At 68.0% G+C, this 16551-nt stretch carries 15 protein-coding genes and 1 pseudogene; 9 read left to right on the forward strand and 7 right to left on the reverse strand.

What is annotated here, in order from left to right:
* The first annotated feature begins 206 nt into the window (after nt 1-206).
* The 3 genes and pseudogenes from ACWIHY_RS36090 to ACWIHY_RS36100 all read left to right on the forward strand — a co-directional run bounded on the left by ACWIHY_RS36090 (nt 207) and on the right by ACWIHY_RS36100 (nt 2917).
* Entirely contained in the window at nt 207-338 is a 132-nt protein-coding gene (locus ACWIHY_RS36090; protein ID WP_454380700.1) for a hypothetical protein, read from the forward strand.
* A gap of 564 nt (nt 339-902) precedes the next feature.
* Nucleotides 903-1685: a YihY/virulence factor BrkB family protein gene (locus ACWIHY_RS36095; RefSeq protein ID WP_454380671.1), complete on the forward strand. Its 783-nt coding sequence runs from the start codon at nt 903-905 to the stop codon at nt 1683-1685.
* Nucleotides 1686-2353: 668 nt separating this feature from the next.
* Nucleotides 2354-2917 (forward strand): annotated as a pseudogene (locus ACWIHY_RS36100) (VanZ family protein).
* A gap of 67 nt (nt 2918-2984) precedes the next feature.
* Here ACWIHY_RS36100 and ACWIHY_RS36105 read toward each other — a convergent pair.
* The 4 genes from ACWIHY_RS36105 to ACWIHY_RS36120 form a co-directional block, all read right to left on the reverse strand.
* The gene (locus ACWIHY_RS36105) at nt 2985-3242 is read right to left on the reverse strand and encodes a hypothetical protein (protein ID WP_454380672.1); all 258 of its coding nucleotides are present in this window, start codon (nt 3240-3242) and stop codon (nt 2985-2987) included.
* Nucleotides 3239-3802: an RNA polymerase sigma factor gene (locus tag ACWIHY_RS36110; RefSeq protein WP_454380673.1), complete on the reverse strand. Its 564-nt coding sequence runs from the start codon at nt 3800-3802 to the stop codon at nt 3239-3241. The genes ACWIHY_RS36105 and ACWIHY_RS36110 overlap by 4 nt, the downstream gene beginning before the upstream one ends.
* A 293-nt stretch (nt 3803-4095) precedes the next feature.
* Nucleotides 4096-6123, reverse strand: coding sequence for a SpoIIE family protein phosphatase (locus tag ACWIHY_RS36115; RefSeq protein ID WP_454380674.1), 2028 nt, complete (start codon nt 6121-6123; stop codon nt 4096-4098).
* Nucleotides 6124-6898: 775 nt separating this feature from the next.
* Nucleotides 6899-7360 carry an ester cyclase gene (locus ACWIHY_RS36120; protein ID WP_454380676.1) on the reverse strand — a complete coding sequence of 154 codons (462 nt, stop codon included), beginning with the start codon at nt 7358-7360 and terminating at the stop codon, nt 6899-6901.
* A gap of 86 nt (nt 7361-7446) precedes the next feature.
* Here ACWIHY_RS36120 and ACWIHY_RS36125 point away from each other — a divergent pair, with 86 nt between their 5' ends.
* Together ACWIHY_RS36125 and ACWIHY_RS36130 are read left to right on the forward strand one after the other, a co-directional pair.
* Nucleotides 7447-7911, forward strand: coding sequence for a MarR family winged helix-turn-helix transcriptional regulator (locus tag ACWIHY_RS36125; protein WP_454380677.1), 465 nt, complete (start codon nt 7447-7449; stop codon nt 7909-7911).
* 64 nt (nt 7912-7975) lie between these two features.
* Nucleotides 7976-8359: a beta-class carbonic anhydrase gene (locus tag ACWIHY_RS36130; protein WP_454380679.1), complete on the forward strand. Its 384-nt coding sequence runs from the start codon at nt 7976-7978 to the stop codon at nt 8357-8359.
* Nucleotides 8360-8739: 380 nt separating this feature from the next.
* On the opposite strand, the gene ACWIHY_RS36135 is transcribed toward ACWIHY_RS36130, so the two are convergent.
* The 3 genes from ACWIHY_RS36135 to ACWIHY_RS36145 form a co-directional block, all read right to left on the reverse strand.
* Nucleotides 8740-9978 carry an NAD(P)/FAD-dependent oxidoreductase gene (locus ACWIHY_RS36135; protein ID WP_454380680.1) on the reverse strand — a complete coding sequence of 413 codons (1239 nt, stop codon included), beginning with the start codon at nt 9976-9978 and terminating at the stop codon, nt 8740-8742.
* A gap of 2 nt (nt 9979-9980) precedes the next feature.
* The gene (gene tal, locus ACWIHY_RS36140; protein WP_454380681.1) at nt 9981-11144 is read right to left on the reverse strand and encodes a transaldolase; all 1164 of its coding nucleotides are present in this window, start codon (nt 11142-11144) and stop codon (nt 9981-9983) included.
* A 184-nt stretch (nt 11145-11328) separates the two neighbouring features.
* Nucleotides 11329-11691: a DUF488 domain-containing protein gene (locus ACWIHY_RS36145; RefSeq protein WP_454380682.1), complete on the reverse strand. Its 363-nt coding sequence runs from the start codon at nt 11689-11691 to the stop codon at nt 11329-11331.
* Between the two features lie 873 nt (nt 11692-12564).
* Here ACWIHY_RS36145 and ACWIHY_RS36150 point away from each other — a divergent pair.
* Genes ACWIHY_RS36150 through ACWIHY_RS36165 form a run of 4 tightly spaced genes read left to right on the forward strand, consistent with a single transcriptional unit; the run spans nt 12565 to nt 16428 of the window.
* Nucleotides 12565-13614 carry a PP2C family protein-serine/threonine phosphatase gene (locus tag ACWIHY_RS36150; protein WP_454380683.1) on the forward strand — a complete coding sequence of 350 codons (1050 nt, stop codon included), beginning with the start codon at nt 12565-12567 and terminating at the stop codon, nt 13612-13614.
* A gap of 41 nt (nt 13615-13655) precedes the next feature.
* A complete protein-coding gene (locus ACWIHY_RS36155) occupies nt 13656-14135 on the forward strand; it encodes a universal stress protein (protein ID WP_454380684.1) in 480 nt (159 codons plus the stop codon).
* Entirely contained in the window at nt 14132-15949 is a 1818-nt protein-coding gene (locus ACWIHY_RS36160) for a glycoside hydrolase family 15 protein (RefSeq protein WP_454380686.1), read from the forward strand. The genes ACWIHY_RS36155 and ACWIHY_RS36160 overlap by 4 nt, the downstream gene beginning before the upstream one ends.
* Nucleotides 15946-16428: a hypothetical protein gene (locus ACWIHY_RS36165; protein ID WP_454380687.1), complete on the forward strand. Its 483-nt coding sequence runs from the start codon at nt 15946-15948 to the stop codon at nt 16426-16428. The genes ACWIHY_RS36160 and ACWIHY_RS36165 overlap by 4 nt, the downstream gene beginning before the upstream one ends.
* Nucleotides 16429-16551 lie beyond the last annotated feature (123 nt).

The raw sequence follows: 16551 nt of genomic DNA on the forward strand, positions 1-16551 counted from the left end.
GGTTCCAGCACTGCCCACTGTGCGTCTGTCAGATCTCCCCGAGCCACGAAACAAGATCATCCCAGACCTTGATCCACTTCTGAAACAGGCCCTAGGCCGCCATGCGCACGGAGGGCATCACCGAGCAATTGCGAATCCATCCCCACAGGTCAAGGCCAAGGTGGACGAAGGGCTACCGGGGACTGGCCAACGACTTCCCCCAGCAGGTGCAAGCACCGCCACGCAAGCCGAAGGACGGGGCACCGCCGGGAGAGAAGTACGCCTGGCGCGAGGAGCGCCGACGGCAGTCCTCGGCACGGATCTGTGTGGAGCACACCATCGGTGAGGAGAAGAAATAGCGACCGCTCCAGCGGTACCTCGGCCGCCGCGAGTCCAATGCCGAAACACACGCCGCCATCGCCGCACTGGTCTCCGATTGCACTGCCCGCAGGGCCTCCCGGCGGCGCACGAGCACCGAACTCGTGCTCGCCCACCACGCCGCCTGCTGATCAACCACCAGCCGATCCGCCAAGCCAGCTCGCCCTGAACAAAGTCGCGTACCGACTCGTTAGGCTGGCCGGGCTCGTAGCGGGTGGTCACGTGCATCCTGTTGGAGCGCAGGAGCGGAGAAGGCAGCAGGCCCCGTTCTAGACGGGCGTTTTCCTCTGCCCCAGTGCCCGTAACGTTGGTCAGCGGCGCATCGGAGAACCTACGTACAAGAGCGGTGGACCTTGGGTACGAGTGGAAAGCAGCGCGGTGGGCAATTCGCCGACACCTGCGCTGAAGCCGGACGGTGCCGGCTGCACCCCATTGGCCAGCTCCGGAGCACCGCCACCTGCACACCGCATGCCGCCACGACTTGTGCGCGTAACCTGCCTGGCCGGCATGACATCGGCACCGCGCTGCGGCGGACTCCAGCATCGGTGTGGAACGACAATGTGATGGACTGCGCCGCCGCGCTCACTTATTACGCGGTGCTCGCGCTTTTCCCCACGCTCCTGGTCACGGTCTCGCTGATCGGGATCGCCGGCGCCTCGGCCACAGAGAACCTCATCAGCAATGTGATCGCTGTTGTCCCGGCCGAGTCACGCCCGGTAATGCACAGCACGCTCAAGAGCATGGCCGACCAGCGCACAGCTGCCTGGGTACTGGCCGTCTTCGGCACGATCGGCGCTCTGTGGTCCTCCTCCAGCTACCTGGGAGTCTTCCGCCGAGCCCTGCACACCATGCACGGCGTCCAAGACCTCCGCCCCGCATGGAGGACAGCACCACGACTGGTGATCACCGCTCTGGTATTGCTGGCGCTCCTGGTCACCAGCGCCCTGGTGCTCATCCTGACCGCCGAAGCGGCCCCCGCCCTCGGCCGGCTCGTGGGCATGGACAGCATGGCCGGAACCGCATGGAACGTACTGAAGTGGCCACTCCTGCTGGGCCTGGTCGCCGTCCTGGTGCTGGTGCTGTTCCGCTCGGGCCCGGCCCAGACGCGCGGCGTGCGGCAAAGACTTCTGGGAGACGCTCTGGCCATAACCCTGTGGCTCGCCGCCTCCGCCGGCTTCGCCCTCTATGCCTCGCAGGTCGGCACCTACAACCGGCTGTACGGCTCCCTCGCCGGGATCGTCGTCTTCCTGGTGTGGGTCTGGCTGTCCAACCTCGCCCTGCTCATCGGTGCCCAGTTCAACGCCGAACTAGCCAAGATCCACCGCTGAAAAGAACCTGCACCTCTCTCACGCCCCCGGGAAGCCCGATGCGGGCACCTGCAGCCGCTTGGCGGCCTGGCCCGCGTCGCACTCGGTTCGTCGTCGGGCAGTGTGCCGTCGGTGCCGAACAGGTGGAGAGAACGCGGTAGTACCGCTGCCAGTCCAGGCTCCACGAGCAATTCCAGTCAGGGGCGATCGCCTCCAGATGCTCCGCCAGGTCACCGCGCGCTCCGGGTCCTTCCCAAGGTCGGAGTTCGCCGACCAGTTCGGTCCCGATGCCGTGGGACCGCGACCCCGGCGTCACACGGGGCCAGCTGAGGCTCGTCGAAGGCGGCAGCGACCTTGCGCCATCCTGACGCGTGCACGAGCCGGTCGTGATGCCTCCCCCACTGGGCCGCCGGCTGCGGTCGCCAACAGCAAAGACCAAGACCACCCGGGCGTCGCGCGAGTGAACCCGGCCATGACACAATCAAAACTGATCCGTCGGTGGTCAATGTCCTCCACGGTCGCTGAGGTGCCCAACGACGCGCTACTGCGCCGCATGCTCACCTACCGTCTTTGGGGCGAGCCGACCTTTTCGGACACGTACGGACCCTGTGTGAACCGCCGCGAAGCGCGCCGCTTCACCACGCGGGTATCGGAACGTCCAAGCAAACAACGCTGGCTGGGAGCTCGTAATGGCGCGGATAGTCCTGCGTGACAAGACCGCGAAGAATCCTGGGGAGCGGGTTCCCGGAAAACCTCCCCTGTCTGCGCTCGGCCGGGTGCTGGCCATGATGCTGGCCTTCGCGGGGACGGTCGTATTCGCGGTGGTGCTGGCCCGGCTGACTCTGGAACCCTACGCAGCATCCGTGCCGTTGACGCAGTAACCTGCGCCCTGGTGACTCCATCCGTGCCTATCTCGCGCATCCCGTGTCCCCTGACACAGTCAAGCAGCTCGGCGGCAATATCGTGATGGGGATACCGTTCGGTGTGCTGCTGCCGGTACTGGCGCCCCGAACGCGAGGGCTGGTCCGCGTAACGGCGGCCACCGCTCTCGTGATGATCCTCGTCGAACTCGTCCAGGCGCCCTCATTACCGGGCGCGCCTTCGACATCGATGATGTTCTGCTCAACACCACGGGTGCCCTCCTAGGTTACCTGCTGATCGGCCGCCGGCTGGGCCGCGCAGTGCATCCCCGACGCCACCACTGGTGGCACCGGTTCACCAAACGCCAAGTGACTGCTACGGACCCGGCATAGGTCCAATTCTCGGTGCGGAAATCGCCGTTGCGGCGAGTGACTTGGCGGCGGGTTTCGCCGCGCATGATCAAGGGCGTTGGGATCCATGCTGCTGGTCGGCGATGGCGTCCTGGGGCGGGCGATCCCGAGTGACGCGCGGCCGCGCACCACTGTGTCGACGCCTGACGCGCGAAGGGTACAGATGGAAGATGTGGGCCAGTACGGCGTCATGGTCCAGTGCCGTATCCAGAGACACGAGTACGGAGTCGTCGGCGCGTGCCAGGAGCTGGTCGAGCAATGCCTCCTCGTCGGCGTAACTGAATTCGGTGCTGCGGTCGTCGGTCATGGCTGGTCTCCCGCCGTCAAGCCCAGCGAGCGTTTCAAGGACGCTCGGGCACGAGCGTAGTTTTGACGAACTGCCTCGACCGTGGTCCCTAGCTCGTCGCTGATTTCGGAGTGGGAGAAGCCATCCAGGTGCCACGCCATCACCTGGCGCTGGCGCGGAGGCAGCATGCCCAACGCTGCGTACACGTGCTGTTCCTCATCCTTCAGGACCACGGCCGTTAGAGGACATTCCCCACCGGGCTGGTCCGGAACGGTGTCGGTTAGCTGGTTGCGGAGCCCGGTCTGGCGCAAATAGGTCCGCGTGGCGACCGTACGCAGCCACGCCCGGGGCGTCGTGATCTGTGACCACTTGGGGAAGGCTTCGACGAACGCAACGTGTGCGGCTTCCGCCGCCTCGTGGGGAGAGGCCCCCAGGCGCATCACGAACCGTGTGAGCATCGCCAAGTGCTCGGAGTAGAACAGTGCAAAGTCCAGTCGACTTCCAGGCGCACGCAGCGCCGTCTGTGCCGGTTGTCGGCGTGAGACTACCTGTTCTTGAACCGTTGCTCGTTGTTCACTCACGTCCACCGTCACCCGAGCCAGGGCCGACCTCGATCACGACTTTTCGACCTTGGGAGCTCTCCGTCAGGCGACTGCCATGTGGCAAGCAGCGCACCCTCTCACTGAGTCCCTGCTGGTCCAGCTGAGCCAGCCGTACCGTGGTCCGGCTCCTGTTCCACTGGTAACACAGTCGGGTGGTCACAGGGACAAGCATCGCGAGTGCCCCCACCCATATCGGATCCATGCGGCCACGTCTCCATCCGCTCAGCGGTGCTCGGAACACCGCGTACACCAGGTAGTGCAACCAGCAGGCTTCAGCGTGACATCGCTGGGCGTGGTTGCTCGGTCCAGATGGTCTTGCCGTCGGGCGTGTAGCGAGTGCCCCAGATCTGGGTGAGCTGCGCCGTGATGTACAGTCCCCGGCCGCCTTCGTCCACGGTGCGGGCGTGGCGCAGGTGTGGCGCAGCGAGGCCGCTGTCGCGGACTTCGCACGTGAGGGTTTGGTCGTTGATCATGCGCAGTTCGATCGGCGGGCTTCCGTAGCGGACGGCGTTGGTCACCAGCTCGCTGACGATGAGTTCGGTGTTGGAGGCTGTGTCAGGGTCGATGTGCCAGTTGGCGAGTTGGGCGCGGACGTGACGCCGGGCGATGGCCGGGGCGGAGAGATCGTTGTCGAGTTCCCACGCGGCATGGCGGTCCGGAGGGAAGGCGCGGGTACGGGCGAGCAGGCACAGGGCACTCGTGTCGAGGAGGCGTTCGTATTGGATTTCGTCGCAGAGATCCTGGAGCGTGCGGTGCCCTGCTGCCCACGCTTGCCGCAGCCGGTCGGATCCGGCCAGCGCATCGGCGATCAGGGTCGGGGGATCGATGAAGGCGAGAACGCTGCCTTCGGGAATTTTGATGTCGGATGCGGCGAAGGGCGTCTCCTCGGCACCACCCAGTGGTGGGCCGGTCGGTATGTCCAGGATCTCGGCAGAGCCGTCAGGGCGGGCAAGGACGGGGGCCGGGTGGCCGGCTGCGGCGATCGTGCAGTTCTGCGTCAGCGGGTCGTAGACGGCGTAGACACAGCTGGCGGTGAGCGCCTCGCGGTGCAGCGGGTCACCGATCGGCAGGGACGAGCGTTCGGCCGCCAGGAACACCGCCGTGTCATTCAGGCGGGCCAGAAGTTCGTCGGGCTCGAGGCCGGATGCAGCCAGCGAGCGGATCACGGTGCGCAGCTGGCCCAGGGTCGCAGTGGCATCGATGCCGGTGCCGCTGACCTTGCCGATGACCAGGGCGGTACGCGCGCTGGACAGTGGGATGGTGTCGTACCAGGACCCGCCTTCGTCGCTGGTCGGAGGTATGAGCGCGGTTTCCAGACCGGTGCGGGACGCAGGGCTGCGCGGAAGCAGGCCGCGTCGGACCGTGGCGGCGATGGAGTGTTCCCGGGTGTAACGGCGGGCGTTCTCGATGCACAGGGCCGTGTGGTCGGCCAGCGCGCTGGAGGTCTCGACGTCGTCCTCGTCGAAGGTTTCTGCTCCCTGAGTCCGGTAGAGACTGATCAGGCCGAGGACAGTGCCGTGCAGCGTCAGCGGAACGGTGAGCAGGGTGTGGGCGCCGGACTCGCGGATCGCCTTGGAGCGGGCCGGGTCGGTCTGCAGCCATGGCAGGTCGGAGCTTAGGGGCAGGACCCTGGGGCGTAGATCTGTCAGCGGCTGGGTGTAGGGGGTGGGCGCCGGTATGCCGTGCACGCTGCCCAGTGGATGCGCCTGCGGCGGGTGCTCTCGGACGCTGCGAAACGCGACTCGCCGCATCGCGGTCTGCTGGGGGACGGGAGAGGGCGGCGGGTTGTCGCCCTGAAGCACCGAATCCACCACCTCTATGACGGCTATATCGGCGAATGCCGGGACGAGCGTGTCCACAAGGTCCTGGCAGGCCACCACCACGTCCAGGGACCGGCCCACTCGCTCGCGGACCGCGCCGAGGATACGAGCGCGGTCCCGTGACCTCTCCCGCTCTGTGACCTCCACCGCCTGAGTCACGACACCGAGCACCTTCCCGTGTGGGTCCTCCAGGCGGAAGATGGAGAACTCGTAGACATGCTCGTGCTGCGGGTCGGCGTCGGGATAGCCCCGCACGGTGTGCTGCAGCACGGGCACGCCGGTTTTCAGTACCCCCTCGAGGAGCGTCTCGACCACGCGTGGTTCCACTGTGTGGTGGGGCTCCGGGAAGCGGTGTCCCACAAGGGGTTTCACCTCCACCCCCCGCATGGCTGCTGTGGCCGGGTTGACCCGCACCAGCCGAAGATCGGTGTCCAGCAGACGCAGCCCCACAGGGGACTGGTTGAACAGGGTATCGAGCATCGCTGCCTCTACGTCACTCCTGCTCCTTGCCGCATCATCTTGCGGCATGAGCAACCACCTCCACCCTCGTGAGGCTTCTCCTCCCAGGATGCGAGCAAGGAAGCCGGTGCACGAATTGTGGGCAGTGCCGGCACGAACCGCGCCATGTGGGCGATCACGGCATCCGATGTTCGTCACGTTCCGTGTGCACATCCCGGTGTCCGTGCGCACGATGTCGCACACCGGTGCGGCCGGCGGGAGTGCACTGCATCGTCGGTGCGCGCACCGGGAACTGGATGCACCGGACCATGGTGTGCGCGGTGCGGTACTCGGCGGGTGCGGTGCGCGCACCGGTGCGCCGCACTCATCCCTGGCGGCGCGTGCGGTGGCGCACGGACCGCCACTGGTTGGACCAGCCGCCGGGGTCGAACGGCGGCGGCGTGGCGGCGGCTTCGGTGACGGATACAGCGCCGCTCGCAGCCGGACCGCGTCGGTAAAGCTGCTTCAGCCGCTCCCGTCGCTCCGGCGAGAGCTCCGGCGGGATCGGTTCAACTGTGCGGGCCTCCGCGCTTGATGGGTCGGTCCCCCGCACCCTCGCCCCTCCCAGCTGGCTCCGGAGCCCGGCCGCCGAGGACGTCGCACGGCTCTCCCCGCTCAAGGACCGGCACGTCCACTTCCTGGGCCTACCTGTTCACAGGGCAACGGCCCCAGCCGGGGCCTGCGCCCCTTGCGGGACCCCGGCGCCGTCGACGCCGACCATGACGAGGACTGACTCCCCGGCCGTGCCCAGTCCTGTTCAGTGCTGGGCGGGGCCGTTGGGGCCGGAGATGGCGCCGAGCTGGGACAAGCCATCCAGGATGTCGGTGCAGGTCCAGTACTCGACGAACCGGCCGTCCTGGACGCGCAGGATGTCGTTGCCACTGAAGGAAATTTTCGTGCCGATGGGGGCGGTGGCCTGCGGGATGCCGCCGGTGTAGGTGGCTCGCATGGTCCAGCGGGCGGCAACCAGGTCGCCATCGATGATCGGGCCGAGGTCGACGGTAATGGTGATGTCGCCGAAGGCGGCCATGGTCCGCTCGATCTCGGGCAGCAGGCGCTCGGGGCCGGTGACGGCCTCGGAGTCGCTGCCGTCGGGGCGGGCCTGGTGGACGACGAAGCCGGGGTCGAGAATCTCCTCGGCGTGGCCGAAGTCGCCGCGCCACAGGTCACTCCAGCGGTCGTAGAGATCGCGCAGCTGTTCGGGGGTACGGGTGGTCATGGATTCTCCCGGAGGTCGTGCTACAAAGGATCTGCACCACACATTATCTGCGCGGCGCAGATAAAAGTAGGAGTGAGGGCGATTCGATGTCAAACCGAACCCGTGGAGAGTCGGTCTCGGCGGTCACCGCGGCGGCTCGGCGCCACCACGCCGCCTACACGCTGTTCAACCAGGCCATGGCCGAACACCTCGGCCTACACCCCACCGACCTGCAATGCGTCAGCCTGCTCGCCCTGGAACCCGGCCCCCGCACCACCGGAGAGATCGCAGAACTGACCGGGCTGACCTCCGGATCGGCCACCCGCCTGGTCGACCGCCTGCAAAAGGCCGGCCTCGCCGAACGCCACCCCGACCCCCACGACCGGCGCAAGATGCTCGTCTCCCTCACCGGCCGCACCCCCGAGATCGAAGCCGCCTGGGCCACCCCCGGCAAAGCCTTCGACCGGGCCCTGGACGATTTCACCGACGACGAACTCACCGTCATCGAAAGGTACTTGCGGCGCACCACCGACGTCGGCACCGAACAAACCGCACGCCTGCGCACCAACTGACCCGACAACAGTCCGGCCTCCCCACGCGCCCCGCACAACGCCAGGGCGAGGACAAGTGGCCTGCATGGATGCGCGGCTGAACATCTACGCCGTCCTCGGCCTCAAGGAGGGCGAGGCCAGCGTGATTCGCAACGCAGGGGGAGTGGTCACCGAAGACGTCATCCGATCGCTGGCGGTGAGCCAGCAATTGCTGGGAACGAACGAGGTCATCCGCATCCACCACACTGACTGCCGGATGCTGACCTACCCCGGCTACACGCTCAAGGAGCCGATCCGCAGCGAGTCGGGTCTTCGGCCCCTCTGGCCGGAGGAGTCCTTCCACGACGTGGAGGTCGACATACGACGGTCCATCAGCCGCATCAAGGCGAGTCCCTACATTCCCCACCGCGAATCCGTACGCGGGTTCGTCCTCGACGTCGCCACAGGACAGCTTGAAGAGGTGCATTAACACGCCGCCGGTGAGCCGCGAGCTGACCGCAGCCGACGGTTGTTTGATCGGCGGCTATCCGGACCGGGGTACCGGGCCGATGGGAAAGGCTCTTTGGAAACGCCCTTTCCGAATCAGCTGGTCCCGTCGGGGCGCCTGAGAAGGTGTGTCAGGGGCACGTCGGTATCCGCGAGTTCGTTTGCGTCGACTGCTCGGCCGGAGGTGACGAGGGCCCGGATCGGGTCGGTAACGTCCCAGACACTGTCGTCCATCGGGAATCTTCCAACGGCTTGTCAGCAGGCACGGACCACTGTCAGGCCCGTGAGAGGGGCAGCCGGACCCGCTGCCGGGGTGCTCTGAAGTTGCGGCATGCGGACTGAGCTACTGCTCGTCGGTGTTGCTCATCGACGTTGCAGGAGCGAGTCGATGGGCACCTGCGGGTCGGCGAGTTTCCGGGTGTCAACCTGTTGGCCGGACCGGACGAGGGCCTGGATCGGTTCGGTGACGTCCCAGATGTTGACGTTCATGCCTGCCAGCACCCGGCCGCGTGCGAGCCAGAACGCGATGAACTCACGTGCGCCGACATCGCCGCGGAAGACGACCCGGTCGTATCCGCCGGGCTCGGCGTATCCGGCGTACTCCATGCCCAGCTCGTACTGGTCGGAGAAGAAGTACGGCAACCGGTCGTAGGCCGCTTCCCGGCCCAGCATCGCCTTGGCGGCGGTCTGTGGCTGGTGCAGCGCGTTGGCCCAGTGCTCCACGCGGATGCGCCGGTCCAGCAGGGGATGGAAGGCGTTGGCGACATCCCCCGCGGCGTAGACGCCCGGTGCGGAGGTGCCCAGCCGCTCGTCGGTGAGAATGCCGTTGTCGACCTGAAGACCCGCGGCCTGGGCGAGCCCGGTGTTGGGGACGATGCCGATGCCGACGATGACCGCGTCCGCATCGATGCGGGTACCGTCGGACAGCCGCACGCCGTCGACGGTACCCGCGCTGCCGGTGAGTTCGGCGACCGTCACGCCGAAACGCAGGTCCACCCCGTGGTCACGGTGCAGGTCCGCGAAGACCTGGGCGACCTCGCGGCCAAGGACACCCAGCAACGGCAGCTCGGCCCTCTCCAGCACGGTGACCTCCACACCGGCGGCGCGGGCCGCGGCAGCGGTCTCCAGGCCGATCCAGCCGGCCCCGACGACCGCTACCCGTGAGGCGGAGGAGAAGGCGTCCTTGATCCGGTCGCTGTCCTCGACCGTGCGCAGATACAGCACCCCGTCCAGGTCCGCGCCCGGCACCGGCAGACGGCGCGGCGAGGAGCCCGTGGCCAGCAACAGCTCGGCGTACCCGAGGCGGCTGCCGTCCGCGAGCGTCACCTCGTGCGGGGCCGGGTCGAGCGCGGTGACCGCCGTCCCCAGGCGCAGGTCGATGTCGTGCTCGGCGTACCACTGGGGCGGGTGGACGTAGATCTGCTCCCGGGCGTCCTTGCCCATCAGGTAGCCCTTCGACAGCGGCGGCCGCTCGTAGGGCCGCTCGCTCTCCTCCCCGATCAGGATCAGGGGGCCGTCGAAGCCCTCCTCGCGCAGCGCCTGCGCGGCCTTGGCCCCGGCCAGACTGGCTCCGACGATCACATACGCGCTGTTGTCAGTCATGATCAGCCTCTGGTCTGCGGTGGGCGCGCGGTGCTGAGAGTCTCGGAGAGCTGTTCGGCGAGCCTGTCCCAGCTAGCCTCGAACTTTTCCACGCCCTCGTCCTCAAGGGCCTGTACGACGTCGTCGTAGTCCACGCCGGCCGCCCGCAGCCCGTCGAGTACCCGCTGGGCGTCGCTGTATCCGGAGCGCACCGAGTCGGCGGGCACCTGCCCGTGGTCCGCGACCGCGCGCAAGGTGGCCTCGGGCATGGTGTTCACGACTCCCGGGGCCACCAGGTCGACGACATAGCGCGTGTCGGGGTAGGCGGGGTCCTTGGCGGACGTCGAGGCCCACAGCGGTCGCTGCGGTCGCGCGCCGGCGCCCTGCAGCGCCTTCCACCGCGACGAGGAGAACACCCGTTCGTAGTGCTGGTAGGCCAGGCGTGCATTGGCGATCGCCGCACGCCCGCGCAGATCGGCCGCCCGCGCGCTGCCGGTCTTGTCCAGCCGCGCGTCGACCTCGGTGTCGACGCGGGAGACGAAGAACGAGGCCACCGATCCGATCGCGGACAGCTCCCGGCCCGCGGCGCGGGCTCCTTCCATCCCGTCGAGGAAGGCGTCCATGACCTGGTCGTATCGCGACAGGGAGAAGATCAGCGTGACGTTGATGCTGATCCCCTCGGCCAGGCACGCGGCGATCGCCCCCAGGCCCTGGCGGGCAGCCGGAATCTTGATGAACAGGTTGGGCCGGTCGACCAGCCACCACAGCGCCCGCGCTTCCGCGATCGTCGCCGCCGTGTCGTGCGCGAGCCTCGGGTCCACCTCGATCGAGACCCGCCCGTCGACGCCGTCCGTCGCGTCGTAGACCGGGCGCAGCACGTCGCACGCCCACCGCACGTCGAACGTGGTCAACGCCCGCAGCGCCTCACCAGCCCCCACTCCACGCACCGCCAGGTCGCCGATCTGCCCGTCGTACGCTTCACCGTGTGTGATCGCCTTGGCGAAGATCGTCGGATTAGTGGTCACGCCCACCACATGGTCATGCTCGACCAGTTTCGCCAGGCTCCCTGACACCAGCCTTTCCCGGCTCAGGTCATCGAGCCAGATCGAGACTCCCGCTTCGCTCAGTGCAGACAACGGATTCATGGCACTGCCGCTCCTCTCCGCCGTGCGGCCGAGGCTGCGCATGCGATGAGTGCTCGATCGGCGCTTGGGCCGGGGCCCACACCGCGCCGGTCACGGGGCCTGCCGTCCTCATCGAGGCCCCTGCCTCCCCCCCAGGCTGGACTGGGGCGAGCCCGTCCGCCACCGGTGGCCAGGGACCCATCGCAGACCGCGGCGCGGCTGCCGCGGCCCGGCCGGACGCCGAAGTTCAGCTCCGGAGCAGGCCGGCGAGGACTTCGGCTTCGCTGATCTCGGGCTGCTTGGTCGCGGTGAGCAGCGTCAGTGTCCGGTGCTTCGCCAACTCGCGCAGATACGCAAGCGCCTCCGCACGCTCCGGATCCTCCAGTTCGCTGCGGTAGCGGCGCCCGAACTCCTCGAAACGGTCCGGATCGTGGTGGTACCACTTGCGCAACTGCGTGGACGGGGCGACCTGCTTGCACCACTCGTCCAGGCCAGCCTTGGCCTTGGTCAGACCTCGCGGCCAGATCCGGTCGACGAGCACCCTCGTGCCGTCTCCCCGTTCAGGTTCCTCGTATGCCCTGCGCACCTGCACCTTGTGCTCCGGTGTCATCAGCGGCTCCTCACTGTGATTCCACACTTGAGTTCTGCCTCCTGGCCCACCACCACCCCTTTACCCTGCCTCCACCTCAGAGCAGTCAGGGTCGTCCACCGGGGAGCGGCACACCACCCGTTCAGGATTCGCGACCTGCATTCGGTATGAAGGAACGTCCGCACTTGACAAGCTGGGAGGGTTCCATCGGAAGCGGGCCGGTGTAACGAGAGGCATAGGCCCGATTGTTCGCGAGATACTGCTCGGTGACTGACATCTTCGCTGCCTTTCCCGCAATGGTCTTGGCACGCAGGGACGCTGACGCAGGATTCTTCTGCTTCAACGCACCCACTCGCCCCGGCGTGGAAGGCTGTGCCGGCACTGGCCCGCAGCCGGGGCGAGCGGGTGCGTTGAAGCATGGGCGAGAACTACGTCCCTCACTTCGATGATCGCCCCGGATACGTCCGCATACGACCTGCGCCATTCCGGGGCGGACACCACCGGCCCCGTGCCGGGCAATGCAGCAAGAAAATCGGGCAGCGAGACGCCTCCTCGACCGCCTGGCGCCCGCCCAGCTCGACCAGATCCGTGGCAGCCACTGATCTGACGGCCTCAGCAGCGCCGATGCGCTGGTCGTTCGTCCATCCATAGCCGCTGGATTCGTGACCACCGCGTGCTCCAAGCGTGCTGCACACTCGGCACCAGTGCTGTGCTTCAGCAGCGGTTCTACGTGCCGGGCGACACGAAGCCCGTCGCTTTGCGGCGGCGGGTGGACCGCGGGAGTCTGGAAAGGTGATACGTCGGCGTGTCGCGGCCCGTGCGTCCGGCGCGCCGATGACGTCGCGCGCCGGGAGCGGTGTCGGGTCATCTCCCAGAGGTGGCGTCAGAGCCCCGATGGCCTATGTGGTCGCGGCGACCGTACCGGTCGTGCTGCTGGAGTTGACGGTTGATGACCGCACGGTGCGGCTCATCCCTCTGCTGATCTTGCTTCCCGCGTTCCCGGCGGTGGTCGGCACCGTGCGCCAGACTGTCACCGCGGTGGGCTGGGTGCTGATCACCATCATCGCAGTTCTGATCTACCGGCCGCTCCCCTCGTCGTACGACTACGGGATCGTCATGGTGCTGGCTGGCGTGCTCGGCGTGCTGTGCGTGGTGACCTGCCGCTGGAGGATCCGGCGGGAGCGGGAGCTGCTGCGGGTCCGGTCCACGGCTGTCGCTCTCCAACGCCAGATGCTGCGGCCCCTGCCGATCCTCACCAACCGGGTGATCGTCGACGGTGTGTACCTGCCTGTGGAGGCGGACAGGCTGGTAGGCGGAGACGTCTACGAGGTGGTGGCATCGCCGTACGGCACGCGGCTGCTCTTCGGCGATGTCCAGGGCAAGGGCCTGCCCGCGATCGGAGCCGCCTTCGCCATCCTCAGCGCTTTCCGCGAGGCCGCCCCGCGTGAGCCGACCCTCACCGCGGTCGTGGATGACCTGGAGCAGGCCGTGGTCCGGCACAACGCCTTTGCCCAGCAGACCGGCGAACCCGAGCAATTCGTCACCGCTCTCATCCTGGGCATCGACAGCTCGACCGACACGCAGGCCGTCAACTGCGGCCATCCTCCGCCCTACCTGTTGAAAACCGGACCGGTCGCCCCAGTGCCGCTTGGCGCCCCTGGTGTACCGCTGGGTCTTGCGGACCTCTCTGCCAGACCCAGGACCCTCGCGTGGTTCCCCTTCCCCCCGGACGCCACCCTGATCAGCTGCAGCGACGGTGTCACCGAAGCCCGCAACGCCACCACCGGAGTCTTCTATCCCCTTACAGAGCGCCTGGAGGCCTTGGCGCACATCTCCTCCTGGCGAGTCGCCGACTACCTGGCCGAAGACCTCAGCCGCCACACCGCGGGAGAACACCGGGACGACATCACCGCCCTCGTGGTCCGCAGAACTGCGCTCAACTGAGATTCCCCACGAGCACCGGACTCAGCTTGGAGGCATCCGCAATGACGAACGCCGCCCCTCCCGCACCGATCGTGGTCGGCACCGACGGCTCTCCCGCCTCCGGGCCGGCCCTGCGCTTCGCACTTCAGGAGTCACAACTGCGCGGGACCGGGCTCCGCGCCGTATGTGCGTACGACTTCACCACCAGGTACAGCGGTCTCGAGTGGTTTGCCGCCTCCGGCTTCCACGATCTGGACACGCAGCTGCGCGACAGCACGTTGGAGGCGGTCACCAAGACACTGGAGGAAGCCCGGAAGCAGGTCGGCGGCGCGCCGGTGGACGTCGAAATCCGAGTCGAACCGGGCCGCCCGTCGCAGGTCCTGCTGAACGCTAGCCAGGACGCCTGCCTCCTGGTGGTCGGCAGCCGAGGCTCGGGCGCATGGGGGCGCCTCACCCTGGGCTCCACCAGCACCGAGGTCGTGCATCACGCCCATCTCCCAGTCGTCGTGGTGCCCGGCGGGCAGCCGGGCCGGCCGTCGTGAATGACTCCATCACCGCCGCGCCGGCACGGGTGGACGGCTACGCGGAGCTACGGGACTACGCAGTGATCGGGGACGGCCGCTGTGTCGCGCTCATCGCCCGCGACGGAGCGGTGGACTGGCTCAGCTGGCCGGACCTGGACTCACCGACCCTGTTCGCCGCCGTCCTCGACCACGTCCGCGGCGGCAGTTTCCTCCTGCGGCCCGAAGTGCCGTACACCGCAGCCCGCCGCTACCTACCCGGCACGAACGTGCTGGAGACGACGTTCACCAGCGCAGGCGGCACGGTCCGGGTGACCGACGCGCTGACCCTGCCCGACACCGCCTCGCTCGCACCCGGACGCGAGCTGCTCCGGCGAATCGAGGGCCTCGCGGGCAGCGTCCCAATGCGCTGGAGCATCCAGCCGCGCTTCGGCTACGGCGCCCACGTACCGCACCTGGCGCGCCGAGCAGGCGTACCGGTGGCCACCAGCGGCGCCGAAGCAGTCGCGGTCTGCGCCTGGTACGCCGGCCAACCACAGTGCACGGCCGACTCAGTCACCGCCCAGTTCCGGGCCGACTCCGGTACCCGGGCACTGATCGCGTTGCCGTACGCACACCAAGAACCGCTGGTGCTCCCCACGCGCACCGAGTGCGAGGCCCGCCTGGACCACACCGCCGCCACCTGGCAGAAGTGGGCGGACAACCGCACCCACACCGGACCATGGCGTGACGCCGTTCTGCGCAGCGCACTGGCACTCAAGCTCCTGGTCTTTGCCCCTTCCGGAGCGGTCGCCGCCGCCGCGACCTGCTCACTGCCGGAATCCGTCGGCGGGGAACGCAACTGGGACTACCGCTTCAGCTGGATCCGCGACTCCGCCTTCACCCTGGACGCCTTCCTCAAGCTGGGCTGCGCGCCGGAAGCCACCAGCTACCTCTGGTGGCTCATGCATGCCTCGCAGCTCACCCACCCCCGCCTGCACGTCCTGTACCGCCTCGATGGCGGCACGCGAGTACCCGAGCGGACGTTGCCCCTGTCGGGCTACCGAGGCTCGGCACCGGTACGGGTGGGCAACGCGGCCGCCGGCCAGCTCCAGCTGGACACCTACGGGGAGCTGCTGCAGACCGCCTGGCTCTATACCACCGCAGGCCATCGTCTCGACGCCGACATTGCTCGCCGACTGGCCGAGACTGCCGACTTCATCTGCACCATCTGGCGACAGCCCGACGCGGGTATCTGGGAGGTCCGCAGCGCCCCCGAACACTTCACCCAGTCCAAGATGATGTGCTGGATCACTCTCGACCGCGCCCTCGACCTGGCGAGGCGGCAGCTGCTCCCGGACCGGCACGCCGCCCGCTGGCGGCACGAACGACAGGCCATCGCCGACTTCGTGGAAGCCCGCTGCTTCAGTGAGCGGCTTAACAGCTACGTGCGCTCCGCCGGCAGCGACGACCTGGACGCAAGCCTCCTGCTCGGCCTGCTGCACGGCTACCGCCCGCCAGACGATCCGCGCATGCGCGGCACCGTCTTGGCCGTCCAGCGGACACTTCGAGAGGGCCCCTACGTCAACCGCTACCTCGGCTCCGACGGCCTGTCCGGCAGTGAGGGTGCCTTCCTCGCCTGCTCCTTCTGGCTCGCCGAGGCCCTCGCCCGATGCGGCCGCGTCGAAGAGGCCGTGTCCCTCATGGACCAGCTCGTGGCCCTGGCCAACGACGTCGGCCTCTACAGCGAAGAAATCGAGCCAACCACGGGCGCCTTCCTCGGCAACCTGCCCCAGGGCCTGTCCCACCTGGCCCTGATCAGCGCCGCCTGCGCGATCGGAGGGGTCACACGATGAGCATCTGGGCAGCAATGGCGGGCGGATTTGTCGGCACCCTCATCCTGACCACCGGCATGCGGGCGGCCAACACCTTCAACCTCACCCGCATCGATCTGCCGTTCCTTCTCGGCACCGCCTTCACCAGCGACCGGACCCGCGCCAAGGCCCTCGGCTACGGCGCGCACTTCATCAACGGCCAGATCTTCGCCCTGCTTTACTACGCGGTCTTCGCCGCCATCGGCTACAGCAGTTGGTGGCTGGGCACCGTCTTCGGCCTCGTCCACGGATTGTTCGCCGCCACCGCGCTGGTCAACATCCTGCTGCCCCTCGTCCACCCGCGCATGGGCACACCACAGACCAGCGCCCCCGATGTCGCGCTGCTCGAGTCACCTGGCTTCCTCATGCTCAACTACGGCCCCGGCACACCCACCGTCACCCTCACCGCGCACCTCGCCTACGGCACCCTCGTGGGAGGGTTTCTCACCTGGCCGGGCTGACACCCCCGCCCGGCACCGCTCAGGGGCCTGCTGCGTGCTCCGGCGGGCCGTACACGGGCCCGGTAGCGTGGGTCCAGGACCAAAACCCCGCACAAAAAAGCCTGCCATCGCGGTCATGGCGGA

Source organism: Streptomyces sp. NPDC055287 (assembly GCF_053646035.1).